Here is a 26,343-nt window from a genome sequence, read left to right as displayed (position 1 = left end):
AACATTATCGCCTAAAATATTTCATTTTCACTAAGGGTAAAATGAAATATCCATATCTGGCCGGCGAATAATCTATTTTTACGCTGCGCTGATTACCCATCATAGATGAAAAGCCGGGTTGTTCAGCGCTAATTTCTCGCTTTTGCCCGCGCGGGCGCAAAATAAAAACGGTAAGCGTTGCGCAACAAAAAACGCGTCTAACCTCATGAAAAAGTGAAAAATATCGCATTGCCAATAGGTTGGAAAAAATAGCTGCGTTGCGCAACAAGGCGCTTTTCGGGGAGTAATCCGATTTTAACGCTGATTTTCTGCTTTAACGATTCAACACTTAGTCTTTATTAATTGATTGTGCCAGGCTGATTTGGCGAATAGCAAAATGTTCCATGTGCTCCAATCATTTAAAAGGATAATCTCAATGTCCAATCAAGACCAACAGTCGCTAGTGCTCTGGTACAACCAGCTTGGCATGCATGATGTTGATCGGGTAGGGGGCAAGAATGCTTCCCTGGGAGAAATGATTACCAATTTGTCGTCGCTCGGGGTATCCGTGCCAAACGGCTACGCGACGACATCTTACGCTTTTAATCAGTTTCTCGACCAAAGCGGACTGAACCAGCGTATTTATGCATTGCTGGACAACACGGATATTGATGATGTTGCAGCGCTGGCGCAGGCCGGCAAACAGATTCGTCAATGGGTGGTGGATACGCCTTTCCAGCCAGAGCTGGAAGCGGCGATCCGCAGCGCCTATGAACAACTTTCTGCTGATGACGCCGAAGCCTCCTTTGCGGTGCGCTCTTCGGCCACCGCCGAGGATATGCCCGATGCCTCGTTTGCCGGCCAGCAGGAAACTTTCCTTAACGTGCAGGGCTTCGACGCGGTGCTGGTGGCCGTGAAGCACGTATTCGCCTCGCTGTTTAACGATCGCGCCATTTCATACCGCGTGCACCAGGGCTACGACCACCGTGGCGTGGCGCTCTCGGCAGGTGTGCAGCGCATGGTACGTTCCGATCTCGCCTCCTCCGGCGTGATGTTCACCATTGATACCGAATCCGGCTTCGACCAGGTGGTGTTCATCACCTCGGCGTTCGGTCTTGGCGAAATGGTGGTGCAGGGCGCGGTTAACCCGGATGAGTTTTACGTGCACAAACCGACGCTGGCCGCTAATCGCCCGGCGATTGTGCGCCGTACCCTGGGCTCGAAGAAGATCCGCATGGTGTATGCCGATTCGCAGGAGCACGGCGAACAGGTGCGCATTGAGGACGTGGAACAGGAACAGCGAGATCGCTTTAGCCTGACCGATGACGAAGTGCAGGCACTGGCGCGCCAGGCGGTGCTGATTGAGCAGCACTACAAGCGTCCGATGGATATTGAGTGGGCCAAAGATGGCCACACCGGCAAACTGTTCATCGTGCAGGCGCGGCCGGAAACGGTGCGTTCCAACGGACAGGTGATGGAACGCTACAGCCTGCAGGGCAAAGGCAGCGTGCTGGTGGAAGGTCGGGCCATCGGCCATCGCATCGGTGCGGGTGAAGTGAAGGTGATTCACGACATCAGCGAGATGCACCGCATCGAAAAAGGCGATGTGCTGGTCACCGACATGACCGACCCGGACTGGGAACCGATCATGAAGAAGGCGTCGGCGATCGTCACCAACCGTGGCGGGCGGACCTGTCACGCGGCAATCATTGCGCGCGAGCTGGGCATTCCGGCGGTGGTGGGCTGTGGTGACGCCACCGAGCACCTGAAGGACGGTCATAAGGTCACGGTGTCCTGCGCTGAAGGCGATACCGGCTATGTGTATAACGATCTGCTGGACTTTGAAGTCACCAGCTCGCAGGTTGATACCATGCCGGATCTGCCGCTGAAAATTATGATGAACGTCGGTAACCCGGATCGCGCGTTTGACTTTGCCTGCCTGCCCAACGAGGGCGTTGGTCTGGCGCGGCTGGAGTTCATCATCAACCGCATGATTGGCGTGCACCCGAAAGCCCTGCTGGAGTTTGATCAGCAGACGCCGGAACTGCAGGCGCAGATTGGTCAGATGATGAAAGGCTTTGACGATCCGGTGGAGTTCTACATCGCGCGGCTGACCGAAGGGATCGCCACGCTGGGTGCGGCATTTGCGCCGAAGCGGGTGATTGTGCGGTTGTCGGATTTCAAAACCAACGAGTATGCCAACCTGGTCGGCGGCGAGCGTTACGAGCCGGAAGAGGAAAACCCGATGCTGGGCTTCCGCGGCGCCGGACGTTACGTGGCGGACAGCTTCCGCGACTGCTTTGCGCTGGAGTGTGAAGCCGTGAAGCGCGTGCGCAACGAGATGGGGCTGACCAACGTTGAGATCATGGTGCCGTTTGTACGCACCGTCGATCAGGCCGAGGCCGTAGTGGCCGAGCTGGCGAAGCAGGGCCTGAAACGCGGCGAGAACGGACTGAAGGTGATCATGATGTGCGAGATCCCGTCCAACGCGCTGCTGGCAGAGCAGTTCCTGCAGCACTTTGACGGCTTCTCTATCGGCTCCAACGACATGACGCAGCTGGCGCTGGGGTTGGATCGCGACTCCGGCGTAGTGTCGGCGCTGTTTGATGAGCGTAACGATGCGGTGAAGGCGCTGCTGTCGATGTCGATTCAGGCAGCGAAGAAGCAGGGCAAATACGTCGGTATCTGCGGCCAGGGGCCTTCCGATCATCAGGACTTTGCTGCCTGGCTGATGGAGCAGGGCATCGACAGCCTGTCGCTCAACCCGGATACCGTGGTGGAAACCTGGCTGAGCCTCGCTGAGCTGGACGCGGCCAAAGCGTAATCTGTTATACCTGCCTGGTGCCCGGCAATCGTCGGGCACCTGTCTGTTCTGCCATCCCACTTTTCATCACTTAAGATTGCCATAAACCCAGCGCTGACGGCGTTCACCGCCGGGCCGCTCTGTTTATCGCTGAATTGCAGACAAAAAAAAGCCCATCACAGGGGATGGGCAAAGACTACACACAGCAATTCTTCACTTTACTCAGGGGAAAAAGGTTGTTTAAAAATCAGTGGCTTGATTTAAAACATAATGAACATGTTATTCACCGCCGCCGCTGGCGTCTTTAAGAATCCTCTTATTAGTTTAAAGCTGATAATCTTTCATTACGTTTTATGACCCATCCGGCACAGGAATCAGTGCGAAAAATAATCATTTTATCGGTGCGATCGGGCTTAAACGCTGAAAAGTGCGTTTTTTCTTAAAAATCACTAATGGAAAAAATTATTGTGCCGCGAAATTAAGTGGTACGGATTAATGAGTGTTAACCACGGCTGACTAATTCAAATCGCGTTGGGTGATGTGAGGGAAAAGCGGATAAGCAAACCGGGCTGGACGCCCGGTTATGCGCCGGAAGCGCGTTACGGCTGCGGCTCTTCGTGTTCCGCCAGTGCTTCGATGGCCGTTTCCGGATCGTCATCCGGCGCCGGCGCTTCATGCATCCACACCGAAACCAGCCGGTAAGAGACCGCCAGCACGACCGGACCGATAAACAGTCCAATCATACCGAAGGCGATCAGCCCGCCGATGACGCCGGAAAGTATCAGAATCATCGGTAAATCGGCGCCCATGCGAATCAGCATCGGACGCAGCACGTTATCCAGCGTGCCGACTACGCAACTCCACACTAACAGCACCGTGCCCCAGGTGGTGTCACCGCTCCAGTAGAGCCAGATAATTGCCGGCACCAGCACAATCAACGGTCCAAGCTGCACCAGGCAGGTAAGAATCATTAATACGGTCAGCAGCGTGGCATACGGAATGCCGGAAATCGCCAGGCCGATGCCGCCCAGCACGCCCTGCACCAGCGCGGTCACCACCACGCCGAGCGCCACGGCGCGGATCGCCTGACCGGCCAGCAGCACGGCGGCGTCACCGCGCCGTCCGCCCATGCGGTAGGCAAAGTGCCGGATGCCGAGACCGACCTGCTCACCGCGCCAGTACAGCAGCACGCTGAACAACAGCATCAGAGCAAGGTGCAGCATGAAACGGCCAAAGTGTCCGGCCTGGGCGACAAAGAAGCCGGTGGTGCGGCCAATATAAGGCTGAACCTGGCTCATGATCGCCGCGCCGCCGCCGTCGATCAGTTTATGGTAGCTGGAATAGAGTTTGCGTCCGGCATAGGGAATATCGCGCAGCCAGGCAAGATCCGGCAGCACCAGATGGCGCTGGGTCGCCCAGGCGATGACCGGCGCGCTGTTATCAATCAGGCTGCTGACCAGCAGCGCGATAGGAATAATAAACAGCAGCAACAGCAGAATCGTCATGGCAATCACCGCCAGCGAACGGCGACCCCACAGCAGTTGCTGCAGACGAATCATCAGCGGCCAGGTGGCAATCACCACCATGCTGGCCCAGGCGAAGCCGAGAATGAACGGCTGCACCACCCACAGACAGGCAATGATCATCAGCAAAATAAACATCAGCGAGAACAACATTTGCGGTAAGTCCACACCGCGTTGCAGGCTTTTCATCACAACACAGACCTCAGTAATCCTTCAGGAGGGCGCTCCGCGGCGCCTTCACAATGATGATCTATTTCCTGAAAATTAAACAGAAAAAGCAGCGCGACGCGGCCGTTTTCCTGAAAAAACAGCGGGCGGCAAAAAAATGTGATACAACCAAGAGCTGAAAAAAATTAACCACGCAAACGTTTACAACATCCCGGTCACGAAATAATGATCCCACAGATTTCTCAGGCGCCAGGCCTCGTTCAACTGGTGCTGACATTCCTGCAGTCGCTGAAAGAACAAGGTTTTACCGGCGACACCGCGACCAGCTATGCCGACCGCCTCACGCTCTCCACCGATAACAGCATCTATCAGCTCCTGCCGGATGCGGCGCTGTTTCCGCGTTCAACGGCGGACGTGGCGCTGATCGCCCGACTGGCTGGAGAGCCGCGTTTCAACAGCCTGGTGTTTACCCCGCGCGGCGGCGGCACCGGCACTAACGGGCAGTCGCTCAATCAGGGCATTGTGGTCGACATGTCGCGCTACATGAACCGCATCCTCGAGATCAACACCGAGCAGGGCTGGGTGCGGGTAGAAGCCGGCGTGGTGAAGGACCAGCTCAACGCCTGGCTCAGGCCGTACGGCTTTTTCTTCTCTCCGGAGCTGTCGACCAGTAACCGCGCCACGCTGGGCGGCATGATCAATACCGATGCCTCCGGTCAGGGATCGCTGGTGTATGGCAAAACCTCCGATCACGTCGAAGGCCTGCGTGCCGTGCTGCTGGGCGGCGAGATTCTTGATACGCGCGCCATGCCCACCGCGCTGGCGGAACAGCTGGCCACGACGCCGACCGCTGAAGGGCGCATCTATAAAGCAGTGCTTAACCGCTGCCGCGAGCAGCGTGAGCTGATTCTGGCAAAATTCCCCAAACTGAACCGCTTCCTCACCGGTTATGACCTGCGCCATGTGTTCAGTGATGATTTGCAAACTTTCGACCTGACGCGCCTGTTGTGCGGCGCCGAAGGTACGCTGGCCTTTATCACCGAAGCCCGGCTGGATATCACACCCATTCCCAAAGTGCGCCGGCTGGTGAACATTAAGTACGATTCATTCGATTCCGCACTGCGTAATGCGCCTTTTATGGTCGAGGCGCAGGCCCTGTCGGTGGAGACGGTGGATTCGAAAGTGCTGAACCTGGCGCGCGAGGATATTGTCTGGCATTCAGTCAGCGAGCTGATCACCGATGTGCCAGGCAAAGAGATGCTCGGCCTGAATATTGTCGAGTTTGCCGGCGACGATGCCGCGCTGATTGCGCAGCAGGTGACCACGCTGTGCGCGCGGCTGGATGAGCTGATGGCGCAGCAGCAGGGCGGCGTGATGGGCTATCAGCTGTGTGACGATCTGGCGGGCATTGAGCGCATCTATAACATGCGTAAAAAAGCGGTAGGTCTGCTTGGCAACGCCAAAGGGCGCGCCAAACCGATTCCGTTCGTGGAGGATACCGCCGTGCCGCCGGAGCATCTGGCGGATTACATTGTGGATTTTCGTGCGCTGCTCGACAGCCACGGCCTGAGCTACGGCATGTTTGGTCACGTGGATGCCGGCGTGCTGCACGTGCGTCCGGCGCTGGACATGTGCGATCCGCAGCAGGAGATGCTGATGAAGCAGATCTCGGACGAAGTGGTGGCGCTTACCGCGCGCTACGGCGGTCTGCTGTGGGGCGAGCACGGCAAAGGCTTCCGCGCCCAGTACAGTCCGGCGTTCTTTGGCGAAACGCTGTTTAATGAGCTGCGCCGCATCAAAGCGGCGTTTGATCCGGATAACCGTCTCAACCCCGGCAAAATCTGTACGCCGCTGGGTAACGACGAACCCATGATGCAGGTCGATGCGGCAACGCGCGGCAGCTGGGATCGCCAGATTCCGCTGACGGTACGCAATGACTGGCGCGGCGCGATGGAGTGTAACGGCAACGGACTGTGCTTTAACTTTGACGTGCGCAGCCCGATGTGCCCGTCGATGAAAATTACCCGCAATCGTATCCATTCGCCAAAAGGACGTGCCACGCTAACGCGTGAGTGGCTGCGCCTGCTGGCGGAGCAGGGCGTTGACCCGCTTAAGCTGGAGCAGGCCTTGCCAGCACAGGGCGCCAGCCTGCGCAGTCTGATTCAGCGCACGCGCAATTCGTGGCATGCGAAGCAGGGCGAATATGACTTCTCGCATGAAGTGAAAGAGGCGATGTCCGGCTGCCTGGCGTGTAAAGCCTGCTCGACCCAGTGCCCGATTAAAATCGATGTGCCGAACTTCCGATCGCGCTTCCTGCAGCTTTATCACACCCGCTATCTGCGCCCGGTCAGCGACCATCTGGTGGCGTCGGTTGAAAGCTATGCGCCGCTGATGGCGAAAGCACCGCGAGTGTTCAACTTCTTCCTGAAACAGCCGTGGATGCGCGACCTCAGCCAGCGCCACATCGGCATGGTGGATCTGCCGCTGCTCTCCTCGCCGAGCCTGAAGCAGCAGCTGAGCGGCCACCCGGCGATGCGGGTCACGCTTGAGCAGCTGGAAGCCATGGATGCGGCCCAGCGCGAACAGCACGTGCTGGTGGTGCAGGATCCGTTTACCAGCTATTACGAAGCGCAGCTGGTGACCGATTTCATCCGGCTGATTGAAAAACTCGGCTACCGGCCGGTGCTGCTGCCGTTCTCACCTAACGGGAAAGCGCAGCACGTGAAAGGTTTTCTGCAGCGCTTTGCCCGCACCGCCGGCAAAACCGCTGAATTCCTCAACCGGGTGGCGCAGCTCGGTGTGCCGATGGTCGGTGTCGATCCGGCCACGGTATTGTGCTATCGCGACGAATATCAGCAGGTGCTGGGCGAGCAGCGCGGCACGTTCAGTGTGCAGCTGGTGCATGAATGGCTCCACGGCGTGCTGGCCGGGCGCGAGGAGCAGATCGCCAGCGGCGAAGCCTGGTATCTGTTTGCCCACTGCACCGAGGTCACGGCGCTGCCGTCAACGCCCAATCAGTGGCAGGCTATTTTTGCCCGTTTTGGCGCGAAGCTGGAGAACATCAACGTGGGCTGCTGTGGCATGGCCGGCACTTATGGTCACGAGAGTAAAAACCTGGCCAACTCGCTGGGCATTTATGAACTGTCGTGGCATCCGCAACTGCAGAAGCTGCCGCGTCAGCGCTGTCTGGCGACCGGCTTCTCCTGCCGCAGCCAGGTGAAACGCGCCGAGGGCAACGGTATGCGCCATCCGCTACAGGCTTTGCTGGAATTGATGTAAACAAATTGTAGGAGCCGTCACAAAGCTGGATTAGAATATCCAGCCTGCGTGGCGGACGAAATCACTTTGCAGGCGGGTCGCCTGGTCCCAGTCGCCGCTGAGCGCCAGTTGATGACACAAACGGGTCAGCGACAGGCGCGCCAGCTGGTAAGCCTGAATACGGAACAGGCGATCGCGATCGGCATTGCCCATCTCCTGCACTAAGCGGTGGTGCAGCTTGCCCATCGCATGCAGGTAGCTGTGATCGTCGCCGTTCAGCTGGCAGATTTCGGCCATGTCGAGACAGGTATCGTTAAAACGACGCAGTTGTTCAATGGAACAATCGGTGCGGTTGAGCTTTGCCTGAGCCAGATAGAAGTCGACGGTGATATCGCGGACCGAAAACTTATATTCGTCGATTTTGTGTTGTAACCAGGCTGAGACGGAAAGCGTCATGTCGCCACCCAAAGTAGGTTAATGATAATCATTATCATATTAAACCGCGCCAGGAATGCAATTCCCGCCGTGAAATTTTATTGATTTCCTTTGCCTGTTACAAAAATCGGCAATAACAATCTCTTTACATTCAGCAAAGGCGTAACCTATCAATCAGAGCATAAACGTAAAAAGCGAACTGGAAAATTTACGGCTTATGAACAGGTTACGTTTTGACGGCGCGCGCGGGAATGGCGCGCACAAGCTGGTGGGAAGGGACTATGCTTAATAAAGCAGCAGTAAAAAACAGCACGAGATGATTATCCCTGCAAAACAAGAGGTTGAAGTGATATCTGATATCACTACCATAGGGGGATAGCCTGAAAAGGCCCAGACTTACGAGGTAGCACTATGTCATCAGTAAATGCAGCGTCTTTTTCACCTGACGAATTCGTCTGGAAAGGGCTCACGCTGACCGAGTCGGCAGCGAAACAGATTCTCAGCCTGGTGGAACAGGACCCGGAAGTTAAGGGCCTGAAACTGGGTGTGAAACAGTCCGGCTGTGCCGGTTTTGGGTACGTTATGGACCTGGTGAAAGCGCCTGCCGATGACGACCTGCAGTTCGAGCAATATGGCGCAAAACTGTTTGTGCCGCTTCAGGCGATGCCGTTTGTTGACGGTACCGAGCTGGATTATGTCCGCGAAGGCCTGAACCAGATTTTTAAATTCAACAACCCTAAAGCTCAGCACGCCTGCGGGTGCGGTGAAAGCTTTGGCGTCGAGTAAGTGAAATATGTCACGACACAGCGAAGCATCTGGCGATGTACAAACCTGGGAAGGCAGCCTGAACTACAAAGAAGGCTTCTTCACCCAGCTGCAAACCGACGAACTGGCACACGGCATCAATGAAGATGTGGTGCGTGCCATTTCGGCCAAACGTAACGAACCCGAGTGGATGCTGGAGTTCCGTCTCAAGGCGTTTCGCGCCTGGCTGGAGATGGAAGAGCCACACTGGCTGAAAGCGCACTACGACAAGCTCGATTATCAGGATTACAGCTACTATTCCGCGCCGTCCTGCGGCAATTGCGATGACAGCTGTGCCTCTGAACCGGGTGCCACCCAGACGTCCGGCAGCGTCGCCTCCAGCGATTACCTGACCAAAGAAGTGGAAGACGCGTTTAACCAGCTGGGCGTGCCGGTGCGTGAAGGCAGAGAAGTGGCGGTGGACGCCATTTTCGACTCGGTGTCCGTGTCGACCACTTATCGCGACAAGCTGGCTGAGCAGGGCATTATTTTCTGCTCCTTCGGTGAAGCGATCCACGATCATCCGGAGCTGGTACAGAAGTATCTTGGCACCGTGGTGCCGCACAACGATAACTTCTTTGCCGCGCTCAACTCGGCGGTGGCGTCCGACGGTACCTTCGTCTACATCCCGAAAGGCGTGCGTTGCCCAATGGAACTGTCGACCTACTTCCGCATCAACGCGGCGAAAACCGGCCAGTTCGAACGTACCATTCTGATTGCTGATGAAGACAGCTACGTCAGCTACATCGAAGGCTGTTCAGCACCGGTGCGCGACACCTACCAGCTGCACGCAGCGGTCGTCGAAGTGATCATTCACAAAAACGCCGAAGTGAAATACTCCACGGTGCAGAACTGGTTCCCGGGCGGTGAAGGCGAGGGCGGTATCCTCAACTTCGTGACCAAGCGTGCGCTGTGTGAAGGCGAGCACAGCAAGATGTCGTGGACGCAGTCCGAGACCGGCTCAGCCATCACCTGGAAATACCCGAGCTGCATCCTGCGCGGTGATTACTCAGTTGGCGAATTCTACTCCGTCGCGCTGACCAGCGGTCGCCAGCAGGCCGATACCGGTACCAAGATGATTCACATTGGTAAAAACACCAAATCGACCATCATCTCGAAAGGTATCTCGGCCGGTAAGAGCCAGAACACCTACCGCGGCCTGGTGAAAATCATGCCGACCGCGACTAACGCGCGTAACTTCACCCAGTGTGACTCGATGCTGATTGGGCCGGACTGCGGTGCGCACACCTTCCCGTACGTGGAAACGCGCAACAACAGCGCGCAGCTTGAGCACGAAGCCACGACGTCGCGCATCGGTGAAGATCAGATGTTCTACTGCCTGCAGCGCGGCATTAGCGAAGAAGATGCGATCTCGATGATCGTCAACGGCTTCTGTAAAGACGTTTTCTCCGAGCTGCCACTGGAATTCGCCGTGGAAGCGCAAAAATTGTTAGCGATCAGCCTTGAGCACAGTGTCGGCTGATGCCACACGCGTTGCCGGAAGCAATGTGAAGGAAAGAGTATGTTAAGCATTAAAGATTTACAGGTTAGCGTTGAAGACAAAGAGATTTTGCGCGGTCTGAACCTCGAGGTTAAGCCGGGCGAAGTGCATGCCATCATGGGCCCGAACGGCTCCGGCAAGAGCACCCTGTCTGCCACGCTGGCCGGTCGTGAAGATTATGAAATCACCGGCGGTTCCGTGACCTTTAAAGGCAAAGACCTGCTGGAGCTGGAGCCGGAAGAGCGTGCCGGTGAAGGCATCTTCATGGCGTTTCAGTACCCGGTCGAGATCCCGGGCGTCAGCAACCAGTTTTTCCTGCAGACTTCGGTCAATGCGGTGCGTAAATACCGTGAGCAGGAAGAGCTGGACCGTTTCGACTTCCAGGACTTCATTGAAGACAAGATCAAGCTGCTGAAGATGCCGGAAGATCTGCTGACCCGTTCCGTCAACGTCGGCTTTTCCGGCGGTGAGAAGAAGCGTAACGACATCCTGCAGATGGCGGCGCTTGAGCCTGAGCTGTGCATCCTCGATGAAACCGACTCCGGTCTGGATATCGATGCGCTGAAAATTGTTGCAGAAGGCGTGAACAGCCTGCGCGACGGCAAGCGCTCATTCATCATCGTAACGCACTACCAGCGCATCCTGGATTACATCAAGCCAGATCACGTGCACGTGCTGTATCAGGGCAAAATCGTGAAGTCTGGCGACTTTACGCTGGTGAAACAGCTGGAGGAGCAAGGCTATGGCTGGCTTACCGACCAGGAGTGATAACGCGCTGCAGCAGTGGCATCACCTGTTTGAGTCACGCGGCGAACAGCGTTCGCTGCAGGCACAGCAGCACTGGCAGCAATTGATGCGTGTCGGCCTGCCGACGCGCAAGCATGAAAACTGGAAATACACCGCGCTGGACAGCCTGCTGGCACAGCAGTTCGTGCAGGCGGACGCGCCAGGCGTGAGCGCTGAGCAGGTGGCTGCGCTGGCGCTGCCGCTGGACGCGATTTGCCTGGTGTTCGTCGACGGTCGCTTCCAGCCTGAGCTGAGCGCGCGTGACACCGGTCTGTTTGACGTGCAGCACAGCCGTGCCGCTGAGCGCCGTCCGTTACCGGCTGCGGTACAGCCGGAGGTGTTCCTGCACCTGACGGAAAGTCTGGCGGAAGAGGTGACCTCGATTCGTCTGCCGCGCGGCAAAGCTGCGGCGCAGCCGCTCTATCTGCTGCACATTACCAGCGGCCAGGCGGATGCGCTCAACACGGTGCATCATCGTCACCATCTGGAGCTGGAGTCCGGCGCGGAAGCGCAGGTGATCGAGCATTACGTGACGCTGAATGGCAGCGCCCACTTTACCGGCGCGCGCTTTACCTTTGCGGTGGGCGACAATGCGCAGCTGAAGCACACCAAGCTGGCGTTTGAAGAGAGCAGCAGCTACCACTTTGCGCACAACGACATCGTGATTGGCCGTGACGCGCAGGTGAGCAGCACCAGCTTCCTGCTGGGTGCCGGTTTGTCGCGTCACAACACCAGCGTGCAGCTGAACGGTGAGAACACCCAGCTGTCGCTGAATAGCCTGGTGCTGCCGGTAGGCAGCGAAGTGGCGGATACGCGCAGCTATCTGGAGCACAACAAAGGCCACTGCCTGAGTCGCCAGCTGCACAAAACCATTTCGCGTGACAAAGGGCGCTCGGTGTTTAACGGCCACATTAAAGTGGCGCAGCACGCGCTGAAAACTGACGGCCAGATGACCAACAACAACCTGTTGCTCGGTCGCCTGGCAGAAGTGGACACCAAGCCGCAGCTGGAAATCTACGCCGATGACGTCAAGTGCAGCCACGGCGCGACTATCGGTCGCATCGACGACGAGCAGATGTTCTACCTGCGCTCGCGCGGCATCGCCGAGGACGCGGCGCAGCAGATGATCATCCATGCTTTCGCCGCTGAACTGACGGAAGCGCTGGAAGATGACGCGCTGCGCCAGGTGGTACTGCAACGTATTACCGACCGTTTCCCGGGAGTTGAGTCATGAGTTTCGATCTCGAACGAGTCAGAGCGGAGTTTCCGATTCTGAGTCGTGAGGTCAACGGACATCCGCTGGCCTACCTTGACAGCGCGGCCAGCGCACAGCGCCCGCTCGCGGTGATCAACGCGGAAAGTCACTTCTATCAGCACGGCTATGCGGCCGTGCACCGTGGTATTCACTCGCTGAGCGCGCAGGCAACCAGCGATATGGAAAACGTGCGCGCCCAGGCGGCGCGTTTTCTGCATGCTGCCGCGCCGGAAGAGATTATTTTCGTGAAAGGCACCACCGAAGGCATCAATCTGGTGGCCAACAGCTGGGGCGGCAGTCAGCTGCAGCAGGGCGATAACCTGATCGTCACTGAGATGGAGCACCACGCCAATATCGTGCCGTGGCAAATGGTGGCGCAGCGTACCGGTGCGGAAATCCGTGTGCTGCCACTTAACGACAACGGCGAGCTGGCGCTGGAGCAGCTGGCGGGGCTGATCGACAGCCGTACGCGCCTGCTGGCCGTGACGCACGTTTCCAACGTGCTCGGCACGCTTAACCCGGTGAAAGCCATCGTGGCGCAGGCGAAAGCCGCGGGCGTGGTGACGCTGGTGGACGGAGCCCAGGCTGTGATGCACCACCCCGTTGACGTACAGGATATCGGCTGCGATTTCTACGTGTTCTCCGGCCATAAAATCTATGGGCCGACCGGGATTGGCGTGCTGTACGCGCGTAAAGCGCTGCAGGAGATCATGCCACCGTGGGAAGGCGGCGGTTCAATGATCGATCAGGTCATGCTGCCTACCGGCACCACCTGGAATGGCGCACCGTGGCGCTTTGAGGCCGGCACGCCGAACACCGGCGGCATCATTGGTCTCGGCGCGGCGCTGACGTGGATCAGCGAACTCGGTCTGGAGACCATCCATCAGCGCGAGAGCCAGCTGATGCGTTACGCGCTGGACAAGCTGGCGTCGGTGCCGGACCTGGTTATTTACGGCCCGGCCGAGCGCAGCGGCGTGGTGGCGTTTAACCTCGGTAAGCACCACGCGTTTGACGTTGGCAGCTTCCTCGACCAGTACGGCATTGCCATCCGCACCGGCCACCACTGTGCCATGCCGCTGATGCGTCATTATGCGGTGCCCGCGATGTGTCGCGCCTCTTTCGCGCTCTACAACAGCGAAGAGGAAGCCGATCGCCTGGCGGCTGGCCTGACGCGCATTCATCGTCTGCTGGGCGGTTGAGCAGATTTCAGGAGTTATGCATGGCAAACCTGCCAGAAAAAGAGAAACTGGTGCGCAACTTCAATCGTTGCGCCAACTGGGAAGAGAAGTACCTCTACATCATTGAACTCGGGGCAAAATTACCAGAATCCTCTGAAAGCTTGCATCAGCCGCAGTACGTCATTTCCGGCTGTCAGAGTCAGGTATGGATTCGCATGACCCCACAGGCAGACGGCACCATTGCTTTTGAAGGTGACAGCGATGCCGCCATCGTTAAAGGCTTGATTGCCGTGGTATTTAGCCTGTATCAGGGCCTGAAAGCGCCAGAGATTCTGGCACTGGATGTCGCCCACTGGTTTGGCGAACTGGCCCTGACGCAACACCTCACCCCTTCGCGTTCGCAGGGGCTGGAAGCGATGATTCGCGCGATCCGGCATAACGCACAGTCTCTCAGCTAAGTTACACTCTCCAGACCCCGGCCATGACCGGGGTCTGTTCCATCCGACAAAGAGAAAATTGCATGAAACCTGCGCTTCGTTTAGCCGGTGCATTGCTGTTGTCCTGTTTCGGACTGTCTGCACCTGCGTTTGCTACGGAATACCCCCTGCCAGCCGCTGATAGCCGTTTGATTGGCGAAAACACCCTGACCACCGTCCCGGATGACAAACGGCCGCTGGAGAGCATTGCCGCGCGTTATAAGATAGGCATGCTCGGCATGCTGGAAGCCAACCCGGGCGTCGACCCCTGGCTGCCGAAAGCCGGCACGCAGCTTACCGTGCCGCTGCAGATGCTGCTGCCGGATGCGCCGCGCGAAGGCATCGTGATCAACCTGGCCGAACTGCGTCTCTACTACTATCCCAAAGGGGAAGATCGCGTCGTGGTTTATCCGATCGGCATCGGTCAGTTGGGTGCCGCCACGCCGGCTATGGTGACGAGTATCAGCCAGAAAATCCCTAACCCCACCTGGACGCCCACCGTCAATATCCGCAAACGCTACGCCAAAGAGGGCATCACGCTTCCCGCGATGGTGCCTGCCGGGCCGGATAACCCGATGGGGCTGTTTGCGCTGCGTCTGGCGCGCGGCAGCGGCCAGTATCTGATTCACGGTACCAACGCCGACTTCGGCATCGGGATGCGCGTCAGCTCCGGCTGTATTCGTTTGCGTCCGGACGATATCGAAGCGCTGTTCAACAGCGTGCCGCAGGGTACGCGCGTACAGGTGATTAACCAGCCGATCAAATATGCCATCGAACCCGACGGCAAACGCTACATCGAGGTACACCAGCCGCTGTCACGTAATGAACAGGACGATCCGCAGACCATGCCAATTGCGCTGAGCGCGCCGCTGAAAGCTTTTATAAAGAGTGCGAAGAGCGACAGTGCGCTGATAAAGGCGGCGATTGAACGTCGTTCAGGCATGCCGGTGCTGGTGAGCAGTGGGGAACCGGTGAGTGAGGCGACGCCACTGCCGGCAGTGCTGCAGACGCAGCAGGGGGCAACAGGCGGTGCGCAAGCCACCATCAGTCAGGCGCAGGGCGAAGCCGCTGCGACACCGTGATTCAGGGCCAGCGGACGGCAGAATCCGGGCAAAAAAAATGGTGCCACAAGGGCACCATTTTTCAAACCAGAACTCTTACTTACGGTAAGAGTGAGCCTGGTTGTCCAGACGCTGGTTAGCGCGAGCTGCGTCGTCTTTAGCAGCCTGAACGTCAGAACGGATTGCGTTCACGTCGTTGCTCAGCTGGTCAACTTTAGCGTTCAGAGTCTGAACGTCTGAAGACAGCTGGTCGATTTTAGCGTTGCTTGAGCAACCAGCCAGCAGAGTTGAACCCAGGATTACCGCGCCCAGTACCAGTTTAGTACGATTCATTATTTATACCCTCTAGATTGAGTTAATCTCCATGTAGCGTTACAAGTATTACACAAAGCTTTTTAAGTTGAGAATAAATTTTTGATGAGAACATGCTTAAATTTGATCGTTCGCTCAAAGAAGCAGCGTTTCGCAGAACATGATGAAAATATTTAGCGAAAACAGAGAGATTTAATCGGATTAACCTTAATTCTGCGGGATATTGAATAGTTATTATCGATTGGAATTTTCCGCTTTCTGTCTCAGGCGCGGAATAAAAAAAAACGCCCCGAAAGGCGCTCTTTTAAATAAACATCACCGGCTCGATCAGAGTACATGCACCGACGCGGTGTTGGTGGTTCCGCTCGGTACCAGCGCACCCGAAACCATCACCACGACATCGCCTTTCTGCGCGTAGCCACTCTGCAGCGCCATCTCTTTGCCGATGCGGTAGAAATCATCGGTCGAGGCGATTTCGCTCACCAGACGCGTTTCAATCCCTTTGCTGAGGATCAGCTGACGCGCGGTGGTCTGGTTAGTGGTCAGGGCCAGAATGGTGGCATCCGGGAAGTATTTACGCACGGATTTAGCTGACTTACCGCCTTCGGTCGCCACCACAATCACCGGCGCTTCCAGTTTCTCAGCGGTCTCAACGGCGCCACGGCACACTGCTTCAGTGATACGCAGCTTGCGCGAATCCTGCAGGGAATCGATGCGCGATTTCATCACGCGATCGGTACGCTCGCAGATAGTCGCCATGATGGTGACCGACTCCAGCGGGTATTTACCCTTAGCGCTCTCACCGGACAGCATCACCGCGTCGGTACCGTCGAGGATGGCGTTGGCCACGTCGCCGGCTTCAGCACGGGTAGGGCGCGGGTTCTTGATCATCGAATCCAGCATCTGCGTCGCGGTGATCACCACTTTGCGCGCTTTATTACACTTCTTGATCATCATCTTCTGCGCGAAGATCACTTCTTCAACCGGGATTTCCACACCGAGGTCACCACGCGCGACCATGATGCCGTCAGAGGCTTCCAGGATCTCATCGAAGTTGTTCAGGCCTTCCTGGTTTTCGATCTTGGAGATGATCTGAATGTGCTCACCGCCGTGGGCTTTCAGGTGCTCACGGATTTCCAGCACGTCAGAACGTTTACGGATGAAGGAAGCCGCAACAAAATCCACGCCTTGCTCGCAGCCGAAGATCAGATCGCGCTTGTCTTTTTCCGCCAGTGCCGGCAGCTGAATGGACACGCCTGGCAGGTTGACGCCTTTGTTTTCGCCAAGGTCGCCATTGTTCAGCACTTTACACACCACGGTGTTTTCGGTGACTTCGGTGACTTCCATGCCGATCAGACCATCGTCGACCAGCACGGTGTTACCAATTTTCAGGTCTTCGGTGAAACCGGCGTAAGTAACGGCAACGCGCTCGCTGTTACCAATCACTGACTGATCGGTGGTGAAGGTGAAGGTCTGGCCAGCTTTCAGGGACACATCATTGCCACCGTCCAGTTTCATGGTACGGATTTCCGGGCCTTTGGTGTCCAGCAGAATCGCGGCCTGGCGACCGGTTTTTTCCATGACGGCACGCATGTTGGTGATGCGCTGACCATGTTCGGCATAATCCCCGTGAGAGAAGTTCAGGCGCATGACGTTCATGCCCGCTTCCAGCAGTTGAGTCAGCATCTCTTCGGATTCGGTTTTCGGACCGATAGTACAAACGATCTTGGTCTTTTTCATGTCAGATTTCTGTAAGTTGTGATGGATGATAAAGGTCGGGGTTCGATGCGCCTGGCACCGAAGTAAAAATCTGTTTGGTGTTGGTACGTTTGACACAGAAGTAAGAATAGGTGACGACGGCTAAGCGTGCAGAGAAGTTATGCGCCGGGCGGAGAGACCGTAGCGACGGCGTTGCGCAAATGATGTAAGTGGCTGGCATAGGCACGTTAGCGCTGAAACCTTTCAGGTGGAACAACGCGGCATAGTATAGTCGCTAAGTATGCGAAAACCAATATAAAAGCAGAGGGAGAAAACCGACTCAGATCAAGTAAAGGCGAGTTGCGCAAGGGAGATAACAGCAAAAGTGGTGCGCTCTAATGGACTCGAACCATCGACCCCCACCATGTCAAGGTGGTGCTCTAACCAACTGAGCTAAGAGCGCATTTCAGAAATCTGGTGCGTCCGAGTGGACTCGAACCACCGACCCCCACCATGTCAAGGTGGTGCTCTAACCAACTGAGCTACGGACGCACTTGGTGCGCTCTAATGGACTCGAACCATCGACCCCCACCATGTCAAGGTGGTGCTCTAACCAACTGAGCTAAGAGCGCAACACGCTGTCAGGGCGACAGCGGGGACGAATATTAACGGCAGGCCGTGATGCTGGCAAGCGGAAAAGTGATTTTTCCTGACGACTGACCAGCAACTGTGCTATGCGTCGTTTTTTTCGCCATTGCGGGCCAAATAAACGCCCGCTCAGCCACTTAGCGCGCGGCGCGTGCCAGAATCACCTGCGCCGGTAAACGCTGCAGACGGCGGATGCGCCAGATCATCATCACCGCCGCCGACGTCAGGCCGACGATAAATCCGCACCAGAAACCGGCCGGCCCCAGCGGTGCCACCACCCAGTCGGTCAGCGCCAGCACGTAACCCACCGGCAGCCCCAGCACCCAGTAGGCTATCAGGGTAATAAAGAAGATCGAGCGCGTGTCCTTATAGCCGCGCAGGATACCGCTGCCGATCACCTGAATCGAATCAGAGAACTGGTAGATGGCCGCCAGCAGCATCAGCTGCGCCGCCAGGGTAATCACTTCCGGATTAGCGGTGTAGAGCGCGGCAATATCGTGGCGGAAGGTTACGGTAAACAGCGCGGTGATCGCCGCCATGGTGATACCCACGCCCTGACCGGTCCACGCGGCGATGCGGGCCTGTTCGGCCGAGCCCTGGCCCAGACGGTAGCCGACGCGAATGGTAGTGGCGACGCCGAGCGACAGCGGCAGCACAAACATCAGCGAGCTGAAGTTGAGCGCGATCTGATGACCAGCCACTTTCACAATGCCGAGCGGCGACACCAGCAGCGCCACCACGGCAAACAGCGTGACCTCGAAAAACAGCGCCAGCGCGACCGGTAATCCCAGCGTGAACAGGCGCGTCAGAATGGCGCGCGACGGTGGCGACCAGCGGCTATGCATGCGGATATCGCGCATGGCCGGCATGCGCTTCAGCCAGAAGCGCATCACCAGATACATCACCCAGTAAACCGACGCGGTGGCGACGCCACAGCCCACGCCGCCCAGCGCAGGCATACCGAAATGGCCGTAAATAAACACATAGTTCAGCGGAATGTTGGTCAGCAGGCCGAGGAAACCCAGCAGCATCGCTGGCTTAGTCTTCGACAGCCCTTCACACTGATTACGTGCCACCTGGAAAAACAGGTAGCCCGGTGCGCCCCACAGCAGCGCGTGCAGATAACCTTCTGCTTTGGCCGCCAGCTGAGGATCAATGTCATGCATGGTGTGAATCAGGTAGCCGGCGTTCCACAGCACCACCATAATCAGCAGCGCCACGCCCGCCGCCAGCCAGTAACCCTGGCGCACCTGTTCTGCGATGCGTTCGCGTCGCCCGGAACCGTTGAGTTGCGCAACGGTTGGCGTCAATGCCAGCAGCAGACCATGACCAAACAAAATGGCGGGAAGCCAGATAGAGGTGCCGACAGCAACGGCGGCCATATCCGTGGCGCTCACCGCACCGGCCATTATGGTATCCACAAATCCCATCGCGGTCTGTGCCACCTGAGCAAGGATGACCGGGATCGCGAGGGCCAGCAATTGACGCGCTTCTGTTAAATACTTCTGCACGTATCACCTGCGTAATTTAAGAAGAGAGCGGGGTGAAATCCCCAAAGAATGCGCGACCTAGTGTAGCGGTAGCCCGCACTTCCACCAAACATTGATCGCATTTGGCTGCGCCATTTGTGTAAAGTTTGCGCGCCGGCAAATTAAACCTTGCGGCGCAAGCTGTGATAAACTGCCACAAACTTCGCAGAGGCTGAAATTATGTTTACCGGAATTGTGCAGGGCACGGCAGAAATTGTCGCCATTGAAGAAAAAGAGTTGTTCCGCACCCACACCGTGCGCTTGCCTGCTGAGCTGCTGCCCGGCCTGGCGCTGGGCGCCTCGGTGGCGCACAACGGGTGCTGCCTGACGGTGACCGCCATTGACGGCGATCGCGTCAGCTTCGATCTCATCAAAGAGACGCTGCGCATCACCAACCTTGGTGAATTACAGGTTGGTGACATCGTGAATATTGAGCGCGCCGCGAAATTCAGCGATGAAATTGGCGGACACCTGATGTCCGGCCATATTATGACCACCGCCGAAATCTGTAAAATTATCCAGTCAGAGAATAACCGCGAAGTGTGGTTTAAATTACAGGACGCTGAGCAGATCAAATATATTCTGCATAAAGGATTCGTCGGCATCGATGGTATCAGCCTGACGGTTGGTGATGTCACCAAAAGTAAGTTCTGCGTGCACCTGATCCCGGAAACGCTGGAGCGCACCACGCTGGGCGCGAAGAAGCTGGGGCACCGGGTCAATATCGAAATCGATCCGCATACCCAGGCGATTGTCGACACCGTCGAACGTGTGCTGGCGCAGCGTGATGCCGCGGCCGCACTGGTGGCACAAACGCTGCCGGACGCGGAGTAATCGCGAATAAAAAAGGCGCGGTAAGCGCCTTTTAGCGTTGCACGGAAATCAACGCGCCACACGCAAACCGCCTTCAGCGCCGCGGCTGAAAACTACCTGCCACAGCTGAATATCGCGCGCGCGAAACGCACCGGCGCAGGCGTTGAGGTAATAGCTGAACATCCGTTCGAAACGCTCGCCATACTTCTCTGCCAGCTGCGGCCATGCCGCCTGAAATCGCTCGTACCAGGCCATCAGCGTGGTGTCATAATCCGCGCCGAAGTTGTGCCAGTCTTCCATGATGAAGTGGGATTCGCTGGCATCGGCGATCTGCCGTACCGACGGTAAACAGCCGTTGGGGAAAATGTATTTATCGATCCACGGGTCGACGTTCATGTCGGTTCTGATCGCCCCAATGGTGTGCAGCAAAAACAGGCCTTCCGGTTTCAGGTTACGATCAACCACATCGAAGTAGGTGGCATAGTTTTTAGGCCCGACGTGTTCGAACATGCCCACCGACACGATGCGGTCAAATTGCTGGTTCAAATCACGGTAATCCTGCAGCAGAATGGTCACATCCAGACCGGCACAGCGCTGCTGCGCCATTTTCTGCTGCTCGGCAGAGATAGTCACGCCATGCACTTTCACCCCGTAATGACGCGCGGCGAATTCCGCCAGTCCGCCCCAGCCGCAGCCGATATCCAGCAGCGTCATGCCCGGCTCAAGCTGCAGCTTGCGGCAGATCATATCCAGCTTGTCCTGCTGTGCCTGCTCCAGCGTTTCCGCGCTTTTCCAGTAGCCGCAGGAGTACTGCATAAACGGATCGAGCATCAGTGAAAACAGGTCGTTGCCAAGATCGTAGTGCTCTTTACCAACAATCCAGGCGCGTTTCTTTGACTGCAGATTGGTGAGGCGCGCCGCAGCAATGCGCAGCGTGTCTTTAAAATGGTGCGGTAACTGCTTATCCAGATGATGTTTCAGCACGCGGTGGAAGAACATATCCAGACGTTCACACTCCCACCAGCCGTCCATGTAGCTTTCACCGAGGCCCAGCGATCCCTCCTGCAGGACCCGTTTGAAAAAATCCCCATGTCTGACCTGAATATCCCAGGGACGTGTGCCGTTGATGTGAATGTCCGCCCGCTCCAGTAATTCATGGGCGATACGAAACCATTGGTTTTCTTCAAGGCTCACTTCTTCTATACACGATGAACTCATAGCTTCTCCATCACCTTTCCGATTTGAACCTGAGAAAAAGAATAGTCAAATTCCTCAGGCCTGTGAGAGAACTCACGGAAAATCCGTGCGCCAGATAGCCGACGTACTACAGAGGTATGAATCTTAATAGAAATGTCTGCCACAACTCCGGAGGTGAATATCGTGCAGACGCCATCCCAGCGACAGTGTCGCTAAAAAATACGATCATTATGTTATTGATTTGTTGCAGAAATGCTGACCCACTGAGTATATGCTCACGCAGGTCAGTATTCAATGGCTTATCGTTAGTTTGCTAACGATAATCGTTGCCTTAGCAATTATCTTCGCAGGGACGGGAAGCGTGAGCAATATCACTTTGTGCGCTGGCGCTGCGCTGCCACAGGAAACCGGCCCAGGCGAGGATCACTGTCGCCACCATGACCAGCGTGGTATGCAACAGTGCCTGCTGCAGACCGGCGGAAACAATCAGGCTGGCGAGGAAGCATAAGCCCAGCTGCAGCAGATTCTGCAGGCCGGCCGCTTTGCCGGTGGCCTGCGGGAACGGGGCGAGGGCGCTGGACACTACAATCGGGTAAATCGCACCATTAGCCAGCGCCATGCCGCAGAACGGCAGCAGCAGAGCCACCAGCGGCGGCGTGGTGATCAGCGCCACCGCAAACAGACCCAGAATGCTCAGGCTGTAAATCATCAGTAACCACGGCAGCAGCTGCGCACCCTGAAAACGGTTCAGCAGTGCGCGACAGCCAAATCCGCCCAGCAGGAAGGCGATGGTCTGCGGAATATAGCTCAGGCCAATGTCCGCCGGGCTCAGACCCGCGGCGGCGAGGATAAACGGCGAGCCGGTCAGCCAGGCGAAGAAACTGGCGGAGCAGGCGGCATAAATCACTACGTTACCGCTGTAAATACGCGTCGCCAGCAGCGTCAGCCAGCCCGGCTGCGGCGTGCTGTCGTGGCGCGCACGCGGCGCGCTGGTCAGTTTCAGCGTGCCAAACAGCAGCACCAGCGTCACCAGCGTGAGCGCGAGGAAGATGGCGCGCCAGTGAAAATGGGCCATCAGCCAGGCTCCCAGCAGCGGTGCCAGCGCCGGTGACAGCGCCACCAGCGGCATAATCGTGGCAAACACTTTGTTGGCTTTGGCCTGCGGATAGCGATCAACCACCAGCGCCTGCCAGCTCACCGCCGCGGCGCACACGCCTACCGCCTGCACAAAGCGCAGCGCCAGCATCAGCCAGACGTTAGTCACCCACAGCATGGCAAGACAGCTCAGCGCAAACAGGCTCAGGCCGGCCAGTAAAATCGGCTTACGGCCAAAGCGATCCGACAGCACACCCCACAGCACCTGCGCACAGGCAAAGCCGCCCAGAAACAGGCTCAGGCTGGCGCTGATGGTGCCCGGTGCGGAAGCAAAGTCGCGCTGCATGGCGCCGAAGGCGGGTAAATACATATCGGTGGCCAGAAAGCCGAGCATGCTCAGCACGGCAAGGTAAGGCAGAAATCCTTTGGATGACAGCATGGTTTTTCTCATTCGGCAGGTTGAACGGTGGGGAGTGTAAAAGGGTGCAGCGGGCTTTGTGAAACGCTAATATTTGCAGAGTGTTGTTAAAATTTTTGATGGGAAAACTATGTGGTCGGAATATGCACTTGAGGTGGTGGACGCGGTAGCGCGCACCGGCAGTTTTAGCGCGGCGGCGCATGAGCTGCACCGCGTGCCCTCTGCCATCAGCTATACCGTGCGCCAGCTGGAAGGCTGGCTGGCGGTACCGCTGTTTGAGCGGCAGCATCGCGAAGTGGTGCTGACGGCAGCAGGCGAGCATTTTGTGCGCGAAGGGCGTTCTGTTATCAAAAAAATGCTGGCCACGCGCCATCAGTGTCAGCAGCTGGCTAATGGCTGGCGCGGTCAGCTCAGCATCGCGGTAGATTGCATCGTCAAACCGCAGCGCACCCGCCAGCTGGTAAAGGATTTTTACCGCCATTTCCCCGATATGGAGCTGATCATCAGCTACGAAGTATTTAACGGCGTGTGGGACGCGCTGGCTGATGGTCGTGTCGATGTGGCGATTGGTGCCACCCAGGCCATTCCGGTCGGCGGCCGCTTCGCCTTTCAGGATATGGGCGCGCTCAACTGGCGCTGTGTGGTAAGTCCGCAGCATGCGCTGGCTTACAGTCCGCAGCTGGACGACGAAACCCTGCGCGCCTGGCCGTCGCTGGTGCTGGAAGATACATCGCGCGCGCTGCCGCGCCGCATGACATGGACGCTGGATAACCAGCGGCGTCTGGTGGTGCCGGAGTGGGAAACCGGGCTGGATTGCCTGCAGGCCGGATTGTGCGTGGGCATGGTGCCGGGCCACCTGGCGCGCCCGCTGCTGGACAGCGGCGCACTGGTGGAGCTGGCGTTGCCGCAGCCGTTTCCGGACAGCCCGTGTTGCGTCAGCTGGTCTGAGCAGCGCGCGTCACCGGCGCTGGCGTGGTTACTGGAATATCTGGGCGATGCGGAGACGCTGAACCACGAGTGGCTCAGCGAGAAGGTGGCTTAACGGCGGTAATCGCGGAACGGGCCATCGGCCACGGAGCGGCGCTCAATCAGCGTGGGCTGCACTTCAATGGTCTGCGGCTCTTCGCGTTTGCTGGTGATGCGGTCCAGCAGCATTTCCAGTGCCTTTTCCCCCAGCTGCGCTTTCGGCTGGTGCACGGTTGTCAGCGCCGGGGTGAAGTAGCGCGCGTTGCGCACATTATCATAGCCAATCACCGAAATATCCTGCGGCACGCGCAGTCCCATCTCATCGGCCGCGCAAATCGCGCCCATCGCCATGATATCGCCGCCGCAGAACACCGCCGTCGGGCGCTGTTTCTGGTTCAGGATCTGCTGCATTGCCTGATAACCTGACTCCGGTTCGAAGTCACCCTGCACAATCCACTCGGGACGGACGCTGATGCCCGCTTCCTGCATCGCCTGCAGAAAACCCGCATGACGGCCACCACCGGTGTTGCGCTCCATCTGGCCGGGGATAGCACCGATATCGCGATGGCCGCGCTCAATCAGGTAACGCCCGGCGAGGTAACCGCCGTGGAACGCATTGTCCTGCACGGTATCGGTAAAGTCCCCGCGCGATTCGCCCCAGTCCATGACCACCATCGGGATATTGCGGTTCTCTTCCAGCATCTGCAGCAGATCGTCGGGATATTCGGAGCACATGACCAGCAGGCCATCGACGCGCTTTTGCGCCATCATCGACAAATAGGCACGCTGTTTTTGCAGATCGTTGTGTGCGTTGCCGAGAATCAGCGTGTAACCACGCTCAAAGCAGTGATTCTCCACGGCTTCAATAATTTCGGCGAAGTAGGGCGCTTCGCTGGAGGTCGCCAGCAGGCCCAGCGTCTTGGTGTGATTCACCTTCAGGCTGCGGGCCACCGCGCTCGGTGAGTAATGCAGCGCTTTAATCGCTTCCCATACGGCGTTACGCGTCTCTTCCGCGACAAAACGCGTTTTGTTGATGACATGCGAAACCGTGGTGGTTGAGACCCCGGCGCGTTTCGCCACATCTTTAATGGTTGCCATGAAAATGGTACTCCTGGGCTTATCGCAACTTACTGATAAGTATATTGTTAAACGTTTGCGTCTGCTAATGGTTTTGCGCCCTGAATATCAGGGCTAATCTGCTTAATCGGGCAGGGAAACATCCTTCAGCAGGCTGTCAATGCAGCATGCGCTAAATCTGTTGCGCAACGAAAGGCGGCGATTCTAGCAAGCCGGGGCGGATAACACGAGATTTTTGCCCATCACTGTGCGAAAATTATTTAACCATGCAAACTGTGTGACTAAGGAGTTGTGATGAGTACCGATTTAAAACTGGCATTGACCACCACTGCCGCTGCTCTGCTGATGATTATTGCCTTTAGCTTTACCGCCATTCTGCATTAATAAAAAAGCCGGTGCTGCTGAACAGCCACCGGCTTTTTTGTTGCGCAACGCTGAGATTAGCGCACGGTTTTCGGCGTCATCATACGGCGTGCGCCAACGTAATGCTTCTGCCAGTAATCCTCGCCCAGCGCGCTAATCTGGATATCCTTACCGGTGCGCGGAGACTGAATGAATTTACCATTGCCCAGATAAACCCCGACATGGTCGGCGGTGCCGCGGTTGTTGATGCGGAAGAACACCAGATCGCCTTTCTCCAGCATCTCGCGCTTGATCGGCGCGGCGTCGCGCAGGTGATACATCTCATTGGCGGTGCGGGGAAATTTAAACTTCACCAGGTCTTTGTAGGCGTACCACACTAAACCACTGCAGTCGAAACCGGTGTGCGGTGAGGTGCCTCCCCACTGATACGGTTTACCCAGCTGGCCCATCAGTTTCGTCATCGCGGTTTCACGTGCTTTTTGATAGCGCAGGCGGTGGGCCTTGCTCATTTTAATGCCGCTCAGCTGCTGCACTTCATCATCAACGGCAACGTCACGCGATTTTTTCGCCAGCCGCTGATGACCATATTTTTTCGCACTGAGCTTAAGTGAGGATTTGCGCTGGGTGGTGTGCTGAAGTACCGTTTCGCTTTTCTGCTGTTTTTTCAGCCTGAACTTCTGTACCGACGTCAGGCGTGACTTTTTGCTGGTGGTTTTCACCGGGCGTCGTTTGCGACGCTCATCTTCACGCGCGTTCTTTTTCTCCGCTTTCTGCAAACTGGCATTAACCGGCGCATGCGGAGAAGCCGCCGCCACATTAAAGAACAGTTGGGCAAAAGCCAGTATGAAAAGCGTAATCAGTAAACGCATAGTCCGGTTACAGGTTAAGCCGTCGGCAGGAAGCCAGACCGCAGTAAAGTTAGAAAAATCTGATCGACGATCAGCACCGGGGCAATTCTAATCCACTTTTTTTGCAAAAGGTAAGGTCTTTTTCCATTAAT

General features: G+C 57.0%; 21 protein-coding genes, 3 tRNA genes and 1 other RNA gene. 12 read left to right on the top strand and 13 right to left on the bottom strand.

The genetic code is table 11. The features are described from left to right. The first annotated feature begins 415 nt into the window (after positions 1–415). On the top strand, positions 416–2,803 hold the full coding sequence (ppsA, locus tag H7K56_RS02320; RefSeq protein WP_031279179.1) for a phosphoenolpyruvate synthase: 2,388 nt from the start codon (positions 416–418) through the stop codon (positions 2,801–2,803). 140 nt (positions 2,804–2,943) lie between these two features. Here the strand turns inward: ppsA and rprA are convergent. Continuing rightward, positions 2,944–3,051, bottom strand: an RNA gene (gene rprA / locus H7K56_RS02315) — antisense sRNA RprA. A 330-nt stretch (positions 3,052–3,381) separates the two neighbouring features. Next, entirely contained in the window at positions 3,382–4,494 is a 1,113-nt protein-coding gene (ydiK, locus tag H7K56_RS02310; RefSeq protein ID WP_021506235.1) for an AI-2E family transporter YdiK, read from the bottom strand. Between the two features lie 204 nt (positions 4,495–4,698). Here ydiK and ydiJ point away from each other — a divergent pair, with 204 nt between their 5' ends. Then, a complete protein-coding gene (gene ydiJ, locus H7K56_RS02305) occupies positions 4,699–7,752 on the top strand; it encodes a D-2-hydroxyglutarate dehydrogenase YdiJ (protein WP_104092870.1) in 3,054 nt (1,017 codons plus the stop codon). A 30-nt stretch (positions 7,753–7,782) separates the two neighbouring features. Here ydiJ and H7K56_RS02300 read toward each other — a convergent pair whose 3' ends face one another. After that, a complete protein-coding gene (locus H7K56_RS02300) occupies positions 7,783–8,187 on the bottom strand; it encodes a hypothetical protein (RefSeq protein ID WP_021506233.1) in 405 nt (134 codons plus the stop codon). Positions 8,188–8,577: 390 nt separating this feature from the next. Here H7K56_RS02300 and sufA point away from each other — a divergent pair, with 390 nt between their 5' ends. From sufA to H7K56_RS02265, 7 genes are all read left to right on the top strand, one after another. After that, positions 8,578–8,952, top strand: a complete 375-nt coding sequence (gene sufA, locus H7K56_RS02295) for a Fe-S cluster assembly scaffold SufA (protein WP_010616252.1) — start codon at positions 8,578–8,580, stop codon at positions 8,950–8,952. Between the two features lie 7 nt (positions 8,953–8,959). Next, complete coding sequence (gene sufB / locus H7K56_RS02290) at positions 8,960–10,453, top strand: Fe-S cluster assembly protein SufB (protein WP_150361351.1); 1,494 nt, start codon at positions 8,960–8,962, stop codon at positions 10,451–10,453. Between the two features lie 39 nt (positions 10,454–10,492). Then, on the top strand, positions 10,493–11,239 hold the full coding sequence (gene sufC, locus H7K56_RS02285) for a Fe-S cluster assembly ATPase SufC (RefSeq protein ID WP_021506231.1): 747 nt from the start codon (positions 10,493–10,495) through the stop codon (positions 11,237–11,239). Next, entirely contained in the window at positions 11,214–12,491 is a 1,278-nt protein-coding gene (gene sufD, locus H7K56_RS02280; RefSeq protein ID WP_021506230.1) for a Fe-S cluster assembly protein SufD, read from the top strand. The genes sufC and sufD overlap by 26 nt, the downstream gene beginning before the upstream one ends. After that, on the top strand, positions 12,488–13,711 hold the full coding sequence (gene sufS, locus H7K56_RS02275) for a cysteine desulfurase SufS (RefSeq protein ID WP_150361352.1): 1,224 nt from the start codon (positions 12,488–12,490) through the stop codon (positions 13,709–13,711). Before sufD ends, sufS begins: the two co-directional genes overlap by 4 nt. 20 nt (positions 13,712–13,731) lie before the next feature. Next, complete coding sequence (sufE, locus tag H7K56_RS02270; protein ID WP_021506228.1) at positions 13,732–14,148, top strand: cysteine desulfuration protein SufE; 417 nt, start codon at positions 13,732–13,734, stop codon at positions 14,146–14,148. Between the two features lie 62 nt (positions 14,149–14,210). Then, positions 14,211–15,248, top strand: coding sequence for a L,D-transpeptidase family protein (locus H7K56_RS02265; protein WP_150361353.1), 1,038 nt, complete (start codon positions 14,211–14,213; stop codon positions 15,246–15,248). A gap of 75 nt (positions 15,249–15,323) precedes the next feature. Here H7K56_RS02265 and H7K56_RS02260 read toward each other — a convergent pair whose 3' ends face one another. The 6 genes from H7K56_RS02260 to H7K56_RS02235 form a co-directional block, all read right to left on the bottom strand. After that, positions 15,324–15,560, bottom strand: a complete 237-nt coding sequence (locus tag H7K56_RS02260; RefSeq protein WP_007374746.1) for a major outer membrane lipoprotein — start codon at positions 15,558–15,560, stop codon at positions 15,324–15,326. Positions 15,561–15,866: 306 nt separating this feature from the next. After that, positions 15,867–17,279, bottom strand: coding sequence for a pyruvate kinase PykF (pykF, locus tag H7K56_RS02255; protein WP_021506226.1), 1,413 nt, complete (start codon positions 17,277–17,279; stop codon positions 15,867–15,869). Positions 17,280–17,623: 344 nt separating this feature from the next. Next, positions 17,624–17,700, bottom strand: a tRNA-Val gene (locus H7K56_RS02250). 12 nt (positions 17,701–17,712) lie between these two features. Further along, positions 17,713–17,789: transfer RNA gene (locus H7K56_RS02245), tRNA-Val, on the bottom strand. A gap of 3 nt (positions 17,790–17,792) precedes the next feature. Beyond that, a tRNA-Val gene (locus tag H7K56_RS02240) sits at positions 17,793–17,869 on the bottom strand. A 153-nt stretch (positions 17,870–18,022) separates the two neighbouring features. Beyond that, on the bottom strand, positions 18,023–19,396 hold the full coding sequence (locus tag H7K56_RS02235) for an MATE family efflux transporter (protein ID WP_058769700.1): 1,374 nt from the start codon (positions 19,394–19,396) through the stop codon (positions 18,023–18,025). Positions 19,397–19,594: 198 nt separating this feature from the next. On the opposite strand from H7K56_RS02235, the gene H7K56_RS02230 reads away from it, so the two are divergent. Then, positions 19,595–20,248 carry a riboflavin synthase gene (locus H7K56_RS02230; RefSeq protein WP_021506224.1) on the top strand — a complete coding sequence of 218 codons (654 nt, stop codon included), beginning with the start codon at positions 19,595–19,597 and terminating at the stop codon, positions 20,246–20,248. A gap of 48 nt (positions 20,249–20,296) precedes the next feature. Here the strand turns inward: H7K56_RS02230 and cfa are convergent, their stop codons facing one another. Beyond that, complete coding sequence (cfa, locus tag H7K56_RS02225; protein WP_150361355.1) at positions 20,297–21,445, bottom strand: cyclopropane fatty acyl phospholipid synthase; 1,149 nt, start codon at positions 21,443–21,445, stop codon at positions 20,297–20,299. 310 nt (positions 21,446–21,755) lie between these two features. Beyond that, entirely contained in the window at positions 21,756–22,958 is a 1,203-nt protein-coding gene (punC, locus tag H7K56_RS02220; protein ID WP_150361356.1) for a purine nucleoside transporter PunC, read from the bottom strand. 109 nt (positions 22,959–23,067) lie between these two features. Here punC and punR point away from each other — a divergent pair, with 109 nt between their 5' ends. After that, the gene (gene punR, locus H7K56_RS02215) at positions 23,068–23,979 is read left to right on the top strand and encodes a DNA-binding transcriptional activator PunR (protein ID WP_150361357.1); all 912 of its coding nucleotides are present in this window, start codon (positions 23,068–23,070) and stop codon (positions 23,977–23,979) included. Here punR and purR read toward each other — a convergent pair. Continuing rightward, positions 23,976–25,001: an HTH-type transcriptional repressor PurR gene (gene purR / locus H7K56_RS02210; protein WP_021506220.1), complete on the bottom strand. Its 1,026-nt coding sequence runs from the start codon at positions 24,999–25,001 to the stop codon at positions 23,976–23,978. The genes punR and purR overlap by 4 nt on opposite strands. A 273-nt stretch (positions 25,002–25,274) precedes the next feature. On the opposite strand from purR, the gene cydH reads away from it, so the two are divergent. After that, entirely contained in the window at positions 25,275–25,364 is a 90-nt protein-coding gene (gene cydH / locus H7K56_RS02205; RefSeq protein WP_021506219.1) for a cytochrome bd-I oxidase subunit CydH, read from the top strand. A gap of 56 nt (positions 25,365–25,420) precedes the next feature. Here the strand turns inward: cydH and H7K56_RS02200 are convergent, their stop codons facing one another. Beyond that, positions 25,421–26,212, bottom strand: a complete 792-nt coding sequence (locus tag H7K56_RS02200) for a C40 family peptidase (protein ID WP_058757687.1) — start codon at positions 26,210–26,212, stop codon at positions 25,421–25,423. Positions 26,213–26,343: the final 131 nt, after the last annotated feature.

Origin of the sequence: Pantoea dispersa (assembly GCF_014155765.1) — a bacterium.
In the GTDB taxonomy this organism is placed as follows: domain Bacteria; phylum Pseudomonadota; class Gammaproteobacteria; order Enterobacterales; family Enterobacteriaceae; genus Pantoea; species Pantoea dispersa.
The sequence above is the reverse complement of the archived record's forward strand: the minus strand, read 5'-3'. Positions and strand labels throughout refer to the sequence as shown.